8 protein-coding genes are annotated in these 12,421 nt (G+C 37.9%); 3 read left to right on the forward strand and 5 right to left on the reverse strand.

Features of this window, described 5'->3' with window-relative positions; all coding sequences use genetic code 11:
* Nucleotides 1–127: 127 nt before the first annotated feature.
* The 5 genes from FRX97_RS01730 to FRX97_RS01750 are packed head-to-tail and all read right to left on the reverse strand — an operon-like array spanning nt 128 to nt 4,437.
* The gene (locus FRX97_RS01730; protein ID WP_147012741.1) at nt 128–1,612 is read right to left on the reverse strand and encodes an ArnT family glycosyltransferase; all 1,485 of its coding nucleotides are present in this window, start codon (nt 1,610–1,612) and stop codon (nt 128–130) included.
* A gap of 1 nt (nt 1,613) precedes the next feature.
* Nucleotides 1,614–2,030 carry a (deoxy)nucleoside triphosphate pyrophosphohydrolase gene (locus FRX97_RS01735; RefSeq protein ID WP_147012743.1) on the reverse strand — a complete coding sequence of 139 codons (417 nt, stop codon included), beginning with the start codon at nt 2,028–2,030 and terminating at the stop codon, nt 1,614–1,616.
* Nucleotides 2,030–2,449, reverse strand: a complete 420-nt coding sequence (locus FRX97_RS01740; RefSeq protein ID WP_147012744.1) for a VOC family protein — start codon at nt 2,447–2,449, stop codon at nt 2,030–2,032. The genes FRX97_RS01735 and FRX97_RS01740 overlap by 1 nt, the downstream gene beginning before the upstream one ends.
* Nucleotides 2,449–3,975, reverse strand: coding sequence for a carbon-nitrogen hydrolase family protein (locus FRX97_RS01745; protein WP_147012746.1), 1,527 nt, complete (start codon nt 3,973–3,975; stop codon nt 2,449–2,451). The genes FRX97_RS01740 and FRX97_RS01745 overlap by 1 nt, the downstream gene beginning before the upstream one ends.
* A 39-nt stretch (nt 3,976–4,014) precedes the next feature.
* Nucleotides 4,015–4,437, reverse strand: coding sequence for a response regulator (locus FRX97_RS01750; protein WP_147012748.1), 423 nt, complete (start codon nt 4,435–4,437; stop codon nt 4,015–4,017).
* Nucleotides 4,438–4,896: 459 nt separating this feature from the next.
* Between FRX97_RS01750 and FRX97_RS01755 the strand changes: the two genes are divergently transcribed.
* The 3 genes from FRX97_RS01755 to FRX97_RS01765 all read left to right on the forward strand — a co-directional run bounded on the left by FRX97_RS01755 (nt 4,897) and on the right by FRX97_RS01765 (nt 12,419).
* Nucleotides 4,897–6,264, forward strand: a complete 1,368-nt coding sequence (locus FRX97_RS01755; RefSeq protein ID WP_147012750.1) for a sensor histidine kinase — start codon at nt 4,897–4,899, stop codon at nt 6,262–6,264.
* The gene (locus tag FRX97_RS01760) at nt 6,264–8,213 is read left to right on the forward strand and encodes a hypothetical protein (protein WP_147012752.1); all 1,950 of its coding nucleotides are present in this window, start codon (nt 6,264–6,266) and stop codon (nt 8,211–8,213) included. The genes FRX97_RS01755 and FRX97_RS01760 overlap by 1 nt, the downstream gene beginning before the upstream one ends.
* Nucleotides 8,214–8,288: 75 nt before the next feature.
* Nucleotides 8,289–12,419 carry a chemotaxis protein CheB gene (locus tag FRX97_RS01765; RefSeq protein ID WP_147012754.1) on the forward strand — a complete coding sequence of 1,377 codons (4,131 nt, stop codon included), beginning with the start codon at nt 8,289–8,291 and terminating at the stop codon, nt 12,417–12,419.
* The last annotated feature ends 2 nt before the right edge of the window (nt 12,420–12,421 follow it).

Here is a 12,421-nt window from a genome sequence, read left to right on the forward strand (position 1 = left end):
CATCTGGGTTACACCAACATTAAATATCAGAGCAAACAACATTAAAAAAGCCTTCATATGATTGGTTTTTGGTGAAACCAATTTACATGGGCTTTCTATGAAATTTTAGGATAACCGATAAGAGGTATTAATAGGAGGATAAAATATCTTCTTGGTATTCGATGAGATACAAATCGTGATATCTAATTTTTTTACCCGAACGGTAAATTGGAAAACGAATAAGTTTTTTCACTGGAACGTATCTATTTGGAAGTTTTTCTAATCTATCGTGAAAACCATTGCTTTGATGAAAGAACAAGTATTGATTTGAATTTTCAGGTGAATTAAACCTTTGGTTTAATCGAACAAATTCATGTGTGTTTTTTCTCGGTCCAACACAAATTAATGGTTGATTTTTTGGCCGCACATAGTGTTCTATATGCCCTGCTGGAAACCAATTTAAACTGAGGAGAGAGGTTTTAGAGAATTCTGGGTTTTCAGCAAGCCATAGCTGGTAGTTAGCGCCTAGTTGTCTCCAGCCAAATAGGTCTTGGGTTGGGTCGTTTTTACCTAGTTTATCTCCTTTTTTGGAGCCTAAATTCGATCCGTAATTGGTTATATACCATCCGCCAAGTAGTATGGCAGCATTAAATATCAGTCCAGCGAATAAAAGTTTCCTTTTCTTTTCACGCATGTTAAGGGCCAACCAAACGGTAATTCCAATAAAGGCAGGACCAGTCCAGTGGGGAAGTGTTGTTTTGGATAGGGCGAGTACTGTACTGATGAGAAAAAGAGCTAATCCTGAATATAAAAGCCAGGCAGCTTTTGTTTTATTACCACGGTTAAATAGCGTAAGAAACAAAACCAATATTATGATTGGGTTATAATAAAGAAGCTGACCCGCAAAAAAAGCACCCAGGCTATTGAGGTTTATTCCATTTTCTAAAAATCCCACTCGGTCTCCGTGAAAAGAAAAGCTAGCCCAGTCGTTCATTGAATTCCATAGAATGGTAGGGATTAAGCCTAAAGAAAAAAGGAAACAGTATAATATAAACTGGGTGCTGATAATTCTCTTTCGGTTGTGAACGAGGTAGTACAACAACAGCCCAGCTGGTAGGCAAACCGCGTGGTATTTAGTAGCTAGGGCAAGGGCTCCGAGAACCCCTCCAAGAACAGTTGGTGTTGTGCTGCCAGTATTTTCGGCTTTTTCCCAAAATAAAAGAGAGAGTAACCAAAAGCTTAGTTGAAAGCTATCGGGTAATAAAAAAACGCCCGCAATTAGAAATAGGTACAGCGAAGCATTGAAAATCAACAAGCCATTTACTGCACTGCTTGTCCCATTTCTTCTCAGTAACCAACGATAAATGATTATTTGATTTAGAACAGAGAATATAATTGGTCCTAATCTAACCGTGAAATCAGTAATAATGGTTCCGCCTAAAGTAAATATCCATCCTAACCATCCTAAAACTCCAGGGTGATCAAAGTAGGAAAGGGCTGGGTATTTTATGTAGAGAACGTAGTATACCTCATCGTTGCCAAGTTCTACTGTAAGCGCTAGGAAAATTGAAATCAAAAGACTTAGCAGGATAAGAAAATATGCTAGGCGATGTGATTTAATATTCTCCCACATGTTAGCCTCTCTTTGCCGTTCGGAAATTTGGGGTTGGCTCCAAGTATTGAATTATTGCTGGAAGTAAAATGGCATCTGCCGGGGTCCAGCGTTTCAACTTTAAATCCTGCGCTTCTAGCCACTGAACCTCCTCGTGTTCCTTGAGTGTTAGGTTACCTGAAATTATTTTGCAGCATACAGGTTCTAGCACTATGTGGTTTATAGGATCAAATACTCGGGTGGGATTAAACCTTCCAGAGGGAACCACAATCAGGTCGAGCTCTTCTTTAATTTCTCTGATAATCGCTTCAAAAGCGTTTTCTCCAGTTTCAATTTTTCCACCAGGAAACTCCCAAAAGCCTCCCATAGATCTTTCTTTGGCTCTTTGAGCAGCAAGAATTTTATTTCCAGAGGTAATTATGGCACATGCAACATCCATTAGGGGCGGTTTACGTTTTTGCCGTCGTCGTAGGTTTTCATTACCTCGTCTACCGGCTCCCAGAGTTCAATTTTGTTGTTTTCTGGGTCCAGGATATGCGCAAACTTACCATATTCAAAGCTTTCGGGCTCCTTACATGGGTGAATACCTTTTGTGGCAAGTTTTTCCAGGAGCACATCCAAGTTGTCCACCCTAAAATTAATCATAAAATTTTTGGGGCTGGGCTTTATATAGTCGTTGTTGCTGAAAGCCGAAAATTGAAGGTATCCGCGGTCCGAAGCTTTGTCGGATCTCTCAAAAAGAAAACCATAGCCATTATTTACTAGCCCTAAATTTTCCTCGTACCATTGGTATAAGGCTTTTGGATCTTCGGAAACAAAAAATACTCCTCCTACGCCAATTACTCTTCCGTTGCTCATTACTTTTTAAGATTTACTCGTTCTAGGTTGTACAAATCCTTCCTTCTGTCTTTAAGGTTGGTTACCGCGCCATTTTCATGCAGCTCTTTCAAAAGACTGGTGTCGCAATCTGCAATTAATATCATTTCGGTATTAGGTGTGGCTTCAGTTTTTATTCCGTTGGTCGGAAAGGAAAAGTCGCACGGGGTAAATACCACAGATTGGGCATACTGTATATCCATGTTGTGAACCTTGGGTAAGTTCCCAACAGAACCAGCTAGGGCAACATATACCTCATTTTCTATGGCTCTTGCTTGAGCACAATATCGTACGCGACCGTATCCATTTTGAGTATCCGTTAAGAAGGGCACAAATAATATATGCATTTCGTCGTCAGCCAATATTCTAGAAAGTTCCGGAAACTCTACATCGTAGCAAATGAGTACGCCAATTTTACCGCAATCGGTGTCAAAAGTTCGAAGCATATCTCCTCCTGCCATTCCCCAAACTTTTACCTCATCAGGCGTAGGGTGAATTTTTATGTATTCATCAATTTTACCACTTCTATGGTACAAGTATCCCACGTTGTAAAGTCTTTGATCTTCTTTTACAACAGGCATACTTCCTCCAACAATATTTATGTTGTACCCAATTGCTAATTCAGCAAATTTCTTGCTTATGGAGTCGGTAAACTCTGCGAGCTTTCTAATGGCATCTGATTCGGATAAGTGATTGAATTGTGCCATAAGAGGAGCATTAAAAAACTCCGGGAAGAGAACGAAATCACAGCGGTACCCCGAAACTGCATCAACAAAATATTCTACCTGATCCAGAAGTTCATCTACACTTGCATAGGGACGCATTTGCCACTGCACTAGGCCCAGCCGTACTATGGGTTTAGCTTTTTTAATGGGTTCCGGAGAAGGCTCTTCGTAGTATATATTATCCCATTGTAAAAGAACAGCATATTCCTTTGATTCCTTATCTCCAGGTAGGTAGTGCTTTAAGATTTTCTTAGCATGAAAATCATTGCTCAGCTGAAAGTTTAGGACAGGATCGTGAATTTCCTTATGTCTAACTTTTTCTATGTACTCTCTTGGGGTTAAATCCTTCTGATACTTGTGATAATTGGGAATTCTTCCTCCAAAGACTATTGCTTTTAAATTGAGCTCCTCGCAAAGTTCTTTTCTAGCATCGTATAAGCGTCTTCCGAGTCTAAGTCCCCTAAAATCTGGATGAACAAAAATGTCTATACCATATAGCACGTTTCCAAATGGATCGTGTGTGGTGAATTTAAAGTCACCAGTAATTTCCTTGTAGGTATGGCTCTCGCCAAAATTGTCGAGGTTTATTATTATGGAGAGGGCACATGCTGCAAATTTGCCGTCTACGGTTACACAAAATTGTCCGGCTGGAAATTGCTCTAATAAGGCATTGATGTGATGCTCCTTCCAATGACTATCCTCCCAATTGGGGTAGGATGAAATCATTGATTCCTTCAGCCCTAAATAATCTTCCGAGTTTAATTTTCGTAATTCTACCTGCATATCATCAAAGTTACATCCCGAAGATATGAGGAAGAGTAATTACTTTATCGTTTGGTGCTTCTTATTTAATTTTTTTAAAACCTGTTTAAGGTTTTCTTCTGATAAAGGCTTTACAATGTACCCCTTAATTAAATTGTTCGATGCAGCTTTTTCCCGGTCGTTGTGAAATATTGAGGAAGAGAGCATTTCAATGTGAAGCTTTTCCGTTATGGAAGAGGAAAAATTGGTTAGCTTTTGTAAAAATTCCCAGCCATCCATAAATGGCATATTTATGTCCAAAAAAACAACTAAGGGAGAAGAATCATCGAAGTCCAAATTGTGCAATGCTTCTAATGCATCTGGACCGCTTTCGAATACGCGAGTTGTACCCACAAGATTTGATTCCTCAATTATGATTTTGTGGATAAAGTTCGATTCATCGTCATCATCGATTATGAATACTTGAGGGATTTTTTGGTACATAATTTATTAATGCGCTCTGGGGAGTTTTACTAAAAGATCCCCTACAAGGTTCAAATGTAAATAGTTTAAGCCTTCTCTTAATAGCCTAAATTGAAAAGTCTTTATACTTTGACTTAAATTTTAGTTTTAATCTCCTCCTAGTTCCATTTGGCTAGGTATTTTCAAGTTAGGAAACGATAATCATAAGAATAAGTTACAATAAAGCAATCTTTCCGTTAGGACAAATTAAAAAAGTGAACGAATGGACTTAACTAAAATATTTTAATGGGTATTGAAGTATAGTTTTCGTGAATTTACCAAATTAATCTCCTATTCGTCGAAAAAGAAGGATATTAATGCTTAACCTTGGGATTGATGAAAATCAGGTTGATTTATTTGTGAGTCCTATTAGCTTTGATGTATTGTCGGAATTGATTTTATTACTTTTCCGCACATCATTCAATTCTCAAAAGAAACAAGTTGGAAAATAGTAAGGTGTTCTGGAAAAAAAGTGGGTTAGATTGGTTTAAGAGTAGCCTGTTTTGGCTTATTCCAGTGCTTATTATTTCAGCATTAGTTGATATCAGCCTAATTCAAGATGATGGCTTTCGGTTTATGTTATTCAAGGTAGCTGCCGTTTTTGCCGTAATTGCAGGTTGGCTGCTGGTGAAATCTAACTACAAACTATTAGGGCTTAGCTCTCCGGTCTTATACTTATTTATTTCTGGAATATTGGCTTACCAAGCGTTTCAAGTCAATGTAAACGAGCAAAGCATGATTCTTGCTCAACTGGTCTTCCTCAGTGTTTTTTTATCTGTCTTTTGGGTTTGGGGAAAATTGATCAACCTAGCAGGGGTTGTTGCCGTGGGCTTTGCTTTGGTATTTTTTGCTGAAGGAAGTGCTGAGTTTATTCAAATTCATTTTTATCAAAATGGAATCTGGTTTTGGGTGATTCCTGTGATTGCCGCCATTTTAGTTCCATTTGTTAATCGTGAGCGCCTATTAATTCTAGAAAATCAAATTAATCAGATAGATCAGCAGGCTAAAGAAATTGAGAACTTAGAAGAGGAATTAAAACGAATTAAAGAAGAAATTAAGGAAGCTGAACACAAGGAAAATAGAGTACTACGTGTGGCTGTCCACGATATTAATAACCGTATTGCTTCGCTTCAAAACTTAAGCAAGTTGTTTGAAATAAAATTCAACAAAATGCACGAGGAGTCCCTAATTACCTACAACAAAAAGCTAAATGAAATTGCTTCGGAGTTAAAGGTGTTTACGGACAACCTAATGTCACCAGTGAAATCGAAGGATTTACCTGAAATTAAATTAAATAGCGATTACATAGAGCTAAAACCTCTGCTGGAAAACTTAATAGAAGACCTAAGACTTAAGGCCAGTCATAAAAACATTAGCTTAAATCTTATTCAAACAAATAAGGATCTTCATTTACATGTCGATAGGACTTATTTAAAAGTAATCCTCAGGAATCTAATTAATTACGCTATAAAGTTTTCTCAAAACAATAATCAAGTAATAATTAGTTCCTCGGTTAGGTTTGGAAAAATTTATGTGGAGATTATGGATAAGTCTAGGGGTATAGAAAAGGACACCCTAAAGCGCATGTTTAATTTCTTACCCGATAAGATTGAAGATAAATTGGAGGATACTACGAAGGGGATTGGACTTTCTGTTGCTAAATTTTTAGCTGAAAAAATGGGAGGAAGGGTAGATTACGAATCTTCAATTGAGCTTGGACTACACTTTAGTCTGGTTTTTGACGCGGTAACGTTACCTCCAGGCATAGTGGATGGAGCCCCTGCTGCTGGTCAACGGATTAAAAACTGATGAAAAAACTTCCCCTACACCTACTAATTCTCCTCCTCTTTTCAACTTGTTTTTTAAACCTTATTGGACAAAAAACAACGTCTTACAGTCAACAGGTTAATAAAAGACTTTACGGCTGGAGGTCATACTTTGCAATCCAAACGGATTTCAAAACGGATCAGACCCTAACAGGTAATCTCGTAATAAACCTTGGGCTCTCCGGATTTGTAAATAAGAATCTAAGCAGCATTTCCCTCTTACAGTCAAGTAGGGTGGTTGGCACCGTTGCTCTTGCTGAAATGGATAGTTTGGGAAACGTGGAGCTACCATTTAGTGAAAGCCAATTTCAAAACGACTGGATTTTAGAGATTAATCTGAGCAGAACAGGACAATATTGTATAGATAGAGAAATGCGTGGATTATGGATGGATTTAAAGTCTATTCAGATTAATTGCGGATTTCAATCGAACGAGTTTAGGGATACCACAGCATCGAAACTTATTACCGATGCCGATGCTATATTTATTGAGGACCATTCCATAAATAACTTAGGGGAGGCCGCTATTAAATTGGCTTTAGGATCTTACCTAAAAAGCAGTCAGGTTAAACCTATATTGGGATTTTCAGGGGGCTACACCAATTTCAGCAAGTATTTATTGCTTTCAGAGTCCGCGAATATTCCTCTAACCCTTTTAAGGAAAATGAAGTCGGAAATTCCCCTATCTGGAGAAGGCGTTTTCGAAATTGTAAAATCACCAGAAGGGGCAGATGTTCTGATTGTTGCCGGTGTTGAAGATTTAGGACCCAATTTTGTTGCTAAGGCGTTTTTACTCGATACAGCTTCAACGGAATTAAATAAGCAAAAGGGTAAAATAGCACAGCTTCAGGAATTAATTAATCCCATTAGCACCAAAAACAGTGAAAATCTAGCCGAATTTTTCAGTTTAAACCCCCTCTATAATGGGTTTAATGAATTGTGGATTGGAGGTCGAATTAATTCTAAGATGTGGTCGCTTAACTCCAACGAGTTTAGAGTCCAGATCTCTGGGAAGGTAAAAAAGCAGCCTGAGCTGGAATTGAAATATCAAATTTTATTTCAGGGTGAGGCAATTGCCACAGGAATTGTTGAGGGAGATCGTTTTGAAATAGATAATGTAATTCGATTTAAGGAGGAAAAGGTTGGAGATTTTGATGTTAGGTTTTATGTTCCCAAAAAGCTAGACACCTGTCGTTACCTTCCAGAATTTTTAATTGAATTGGACACTGCCCATGCAAAAATAGACTTGGTAAGCCCTTCCTTTAAAAAACATCGTACGCTTTCTCAATTTCAACTTTCCCAGATGGGGGTTAATGATATTTTTTTAGACCAAAACCTTGGAACATCAGGCCTAAATATGGCTGCGGAAATCCTTAGGCAAGAAAATTCCTTTCATTTTACATCTGGGTGCTATTTTCCAAATATTAATATTTACGACCACACCTTCGGGGATGATAAATTATTGGAAAGTAACAACGATCTCTTGATTTCAGGGTTTCAGGATTCCATTTTTCAACAGTTTAATACGGATGGAGACCGGGATACTTTAATTTTAAAGGACTCGATATTAAAAGTCGGAGGGGATAGTTTAATTCTTAGCTCGCTTCCTAATGCCATAGTTTTTACATCTGATGAAAGGGTTTTTGTTTGGGTTAATTATGAAATCATTCATCAATTAAATGCTAACAAATTGATTCGCGCTTTTTACGAAAACCCACAAAGAAAAGGGACAATAGGGATATTTACTGCCCAGATGAAATGGGATTTTCCGATATCAGCAAAGGAAGAGATGCATATCATATCAAGTGGCTGGAAGAAACTATGGAGAAAGTATAAATTGGAACTTATTATATTAATAAGCTCAGGATTTGGGATTTTATTATGGATTCTTTATAAACGAATGAGAAGCGCTGTTCGTGAATTCCATTCATGAAAATCCTAGGATTATTCTGAGCCCCACAATTATTTACCTAATTTTACCAGTAAGACCAACAACATCAAAAATAAGATGACTGCCAAAAAAGCAACTACCAAGAAGGAATCTAATGACCGTGGTAAAAAGACCTCCCCAAAGGAAGATACAAAGCTAATGGGGAAGGAGGTTAAGGTTGTTGGTATTGGAACCTCTGCAGGCGGGCTGGAAGCGCTTAAAACTTTTTTTGATAATGTTCCCTCAAGCTGTGACTTGAGTTTTGTTATCATTCAGCATTTATCTCCTGACTACAAATCTCTTATGGCAGAATTGCTGGCTAAAAACACCCAATTGCCCATTTATGAGGTGGAAAATAATATGGAGATTTTGCCTGGGAGCGTTTATTTAATCCCAGCTAAGAAAAACATGCGTATAAGTTCTGGTAGACTAACGCTTGAGGACAAATCGAAAACGGGGCACGATCTCAATTTACCGATAGATATTTTCTTCCGCTCCATGGCAGAAGAATTGGGAGAAAAAGCAATTTCTATTGTTCTTACCGGTACTGGATCTGATGGTACCCACGGTGTGCGAGCAATTAAGGAAGTAGGTGGAATGGTAATGGTACAGAGCCCTGAAACTTCCAAGTTTGACGGGATGCCCAGAAGTGCAATTTCAACTGGGCTTGTTGATTATGTTCTTCCCATATCCGAAATGCCATCGGAACTGATCAATTACGTAGAAAATCACAAGGAAATTGGTCATCGGATAGATGAAAGTAATCTAGATACTCTGCAAGAAATACTTAGCCATCTAAAAAAAGTAACCAACCTCGATTTTTCAGAATATAAGAGACCAACTTTGGTTCGACGCATTTCTCGCCGTATGAGCGTAAACAAATGCAACGACTTAAAACAATATCTAGACTTCCTTCAAGCAACACCACAAGAGGCTCAAATTTTATACAAGGAGTTTTTAATAGGGGTTACTAAGTTTTTTAGGGATGCAGATGCGTTTGAGTCCTTATCCAAACACCTAGAAAAGCTTGTTTCGGAAAAAAACTTTAAGCAAACCCTAAAAATGTGGAGTGTTGCTTGTAGTACAGGGGAAGAAGCGTACTCATTGGCTATATTAACCAAAGAGGCCATGGACAAGGCCAACAAAAATTTAGAGGTTAAGATTTTCGCAACTGATATAGATAGAGATTCTATTGAAACAGCAAGTAAGGGCGTTTTTCCAGAGAGTTTTGTTCCCGATATAGGAACGGAAAGGCTAAAAAAATACTTTGTAAAGAAGGGAGATCAATACGTGGTTAGTCAGGAGATCAGAAAAATGATCATCTTTTCTCACCACAACGTCCTTACCGATCCACCGTTTAATCGAATGGACTTGGTATCATGTCGTAACCTTCTTATTTATCTTCAACCGTCATTGCAGCAGCGATTACTGGCAACCTTCCACTACAGTTTAAACTTAAAGGGGATACTTTTTCTTGGACCAAGTGAAAGTATTGCGGAATACAAAAGTGTATTTAAGGAACTAGATCGTCGATGGAAAATCTTTGAAAACACAGAGATCTCGAGAACATTGAATTTAGATCACTCCACTCTACCTGATATCTCTTGGCAACGAGGTATTAAAAGTGCTACCACGAGTGTACCGAGTAGGAAGAGCATTATTGATAATCGCCTTTCGGAGGTTTTAAGTGACACCCTAGCGGATGAAATTGAGGCGGTTAGCGTGTATGTAGATGAGCATTTTGACATTCTACACGCGAATGGAAACTTAAACAAATACATTGCTCTTCCTGACAGAGGATTTACTGTTAACCTTCTTAAAATGGTTACGGATAATTTAAGCGTAGCCATAAGTACTGCGGTTAGAAGAGCGACTCAGGAAAAAGAGAAAATATTCTATAGAGGAGTAAGAATTGTAACGGATACTTCGGTTAAGATAGTGGATGTAATTGTTCGTCCATTTAAAATTGATAAGCTAGATACCAAAACTTACTTTCTGGTAGTTTTCCTTGAAAACAAAGCTTCCGGTCAGTTTTCTAAAAATGTTAAGGATGTTACCGACCCCGATGAAATAAGTAGGGTTGAAGATTTACAAAGGGAGCTAAAGGAAACTAAAGAAAACCTTCAGGCTACTGTTGAAGAGGTAGAAACTAGTAACGAGGAACTGCAAGCAACAAACGAAGAATTGTTAGCAGCTAATGAAGAGCTTCAAAGTACAAATGAGGAGCTTCAATCAGTAAATGAAGAGTTACATACCGTAAACTCAGAGCATCAATCTAAAATTCAGGAATTGGCAGCATTGAATGCCGATATGGATAACCTATTAAAAAGTACGGATATAGGTACCATATTCTTGGATAAAGATTTGAAAATAAGATGGTTTACCCCAGCAATTAAAGAGCATTTCAACCTTTTGGTTGCAGATGTGGGCAGGCCCATCACCAACTTTAGCTCCAATGTTAGTGGGATAGATATTGTATCGGAGGTAGAGTATGTCCTTAAAACGGGTAAAACTGTTGAAAGGGAAACTAGGCTTAATAATGATAAGTGGTTTCTAACTCGAGTGCTTCCATATCAGGATGGAAATTACAGAACACAGGGTACCGTCATAACATTTGTGGAAATAACTCAAATGAAGTCGATGCAGGAGGACCTGAGGTATTCTGAAGGGTTATTTAGAACACTTTTTGAGTTTTCACCAAATGGTATTGTAACGACCAACGCAAAAGGTAAAATTTTAAGGGCAAATCAAAATACGGCGCGAATGTGCGGTATTGAAATAGACGATCTGAAAAACAAGGAGATTACTGACTTATTTGCCACATCTTCTAAGAAAAAGATTGAGACACTTTTTAAAGATGCGGCAGGAGGTAATCATCTGTCTATTAATGATAGGATAGAAATAAAATCCAATGGGAGTAAGGGAATCCCGGTTAGCGTAAACATCGAACATGCAGAGCATGAACAGCAAAATTTAATTCTATGGAGTATCGTTGATATTTCGGATCAAATCTCCGCTCAAAAAGAACTCAAGGAGCTAAACGAAAACCTAGAGGTTATGGTAGATGCCAGAACCAAGGAATTGCGTGACAAGGATATTTTATTGCAAAGTGTATTAGAGGCTACAACGGCAGGCTACTGGACTTGGGAACCAAAAACGGGTTACCAAATTTATTCGGATACTTTTAGTGAGGTTATTAAGAGTCATGATAAAAATGACCCAACTGAGGACCAGTGGAAGAAAATTCTTGGGGAGGAAAATTACTCCATCCTAGAATCAAAGCTTCAAGAACATGTAAAATCTAAAGGTAAAAAGCCATTAGAGGTTATATGTGAATTAACGACCGATGGGTCACCAATGTGGGTGTTCTTTAAAGGAAAAGCAATTGAGTGGAATGGTAAAGACGCTACTAAAATAGTTGGTAGTCTGGTAAACATTACCGATTTAAAAAAGATTGAGTCCCAGTTAGCAAATAGTAATTCTAAACTCGAGGAAAGCCTGCAACGTTTAAGTCTTAAGAATCATGAGTTGGAGCAAATTGCATATGTTGCTACACACGATTTAAGAGCCCCAGTGGTAAATCTTGCCAACTTGGCAAAGATGCTGAAGATAGAATCACTTGAGGATAGAAATAAGGAGGTTTGTGAGCGTATAGTTTCCTCTATTAATTCATTAGATAACACGCTTGAAGAGCTTCTCAATATTGCCGCTCTCAATAAAGAAGGGGTACCAAAGAAGTTTAAACAAATTAATTTCGAAAAATCTATCGATTCTGTTTTAATGGAATTGGAGGAGACTTTTGCCTCAGATTTCAAAGTAGAAAAGGATTTGAAGGTTAAGACAATAAAGTACTTCCCTGCGCACATTCATAGTATTCTATCTAATTTATTGAGTAATGCCATTAAGTATAGATCGGAGCAAAGGCCATTGGAAATTAAAATAGCGACCTATTCAGAAAAGAATTATACGGTTTTAGAAATAACGGATAATGGAATCGGTATAGATCTTGAAAGACAGGGGAAAAAGCTATTTGGAATGTTTAAGCAGTTACATCCAGGATACAAAGGCAAAGGGCTTGGGCTGTATATTGTAAAGAACCAAGTAGAAATAATGGGGGGGGAAATAGAGGTTAAAAGTAAACCAGAAGAAGGTAGTACCTTTAAAATAAGCCTACTTGATCAGGCGAAGGTTAATTCGTTAAACTCTTAAAT

The organism is Luteibaculum oceani (genome assembly GCF_007995015.1).
Taxonomy (GTDB): domain Bacteria; phylum Bacteroidota; class Bacteroidia; order Flavobacteriales_D; family Luteibaculaceae; genus Luteibaculum; species Luteibaculum oceani.

What these genes read in the sequence shown, in the direction of transcription:
- FRX97_RS01740 (WP_147012744.1), bottom strand. Translation starts at nt 2,449, where the DNA reads ATGAGCAACGGAAGAGTAATTGGCGTAGGAGGAGTATTTTTTGTTTCC.
- FRX97_RS01750 (WP_147012748.1), bottom strand. Translation starts at nt 4,437, where the DNA reads ATGTACCAAAAAATCCCTCAAGTATTCATAATCGATGATGACGATGAA.
- FRX97_RS01765 (WP_147012754.1), top strand. Translation starts at nt 8,289, where the DNA reads ATGACTGCCAAAAAAGCAACTACCAAGAAGGAATCTAATGACCGTGGT.
- FRX97_RS01745 (WP_147012746.1), bottom strand. Translation starts at nt 3,975, where the DNA reads ATGCAGGTAGAATTACGAAAATTAAACTCGGAAGATTATTTAGGGCTG.
- FRX97_RS01760 (WP_147012752.1), top strand. Translation starts at nt 6,264, where the DNA reads ATGAAAAAACTTCCCCTACACCTACTAATTCTCCTCCTCTTTTCAACT.
- FRX97_RS01735 (WP_147012743.1), bottom strand. Translation starts at nt 2,030, where the DNA reads ATGGATGTTGCATGTGCCATAATTACCTCTGGAAATAAAATTCTTGCT.
- FRX97_RS01730 (WP_147012741.1), bottom strand. Translation starts at nt 1,612, where the DNA reads ATGTGGGAGAATATTAAATCACATCGCCTAGCATATTTTCTTATCCTG.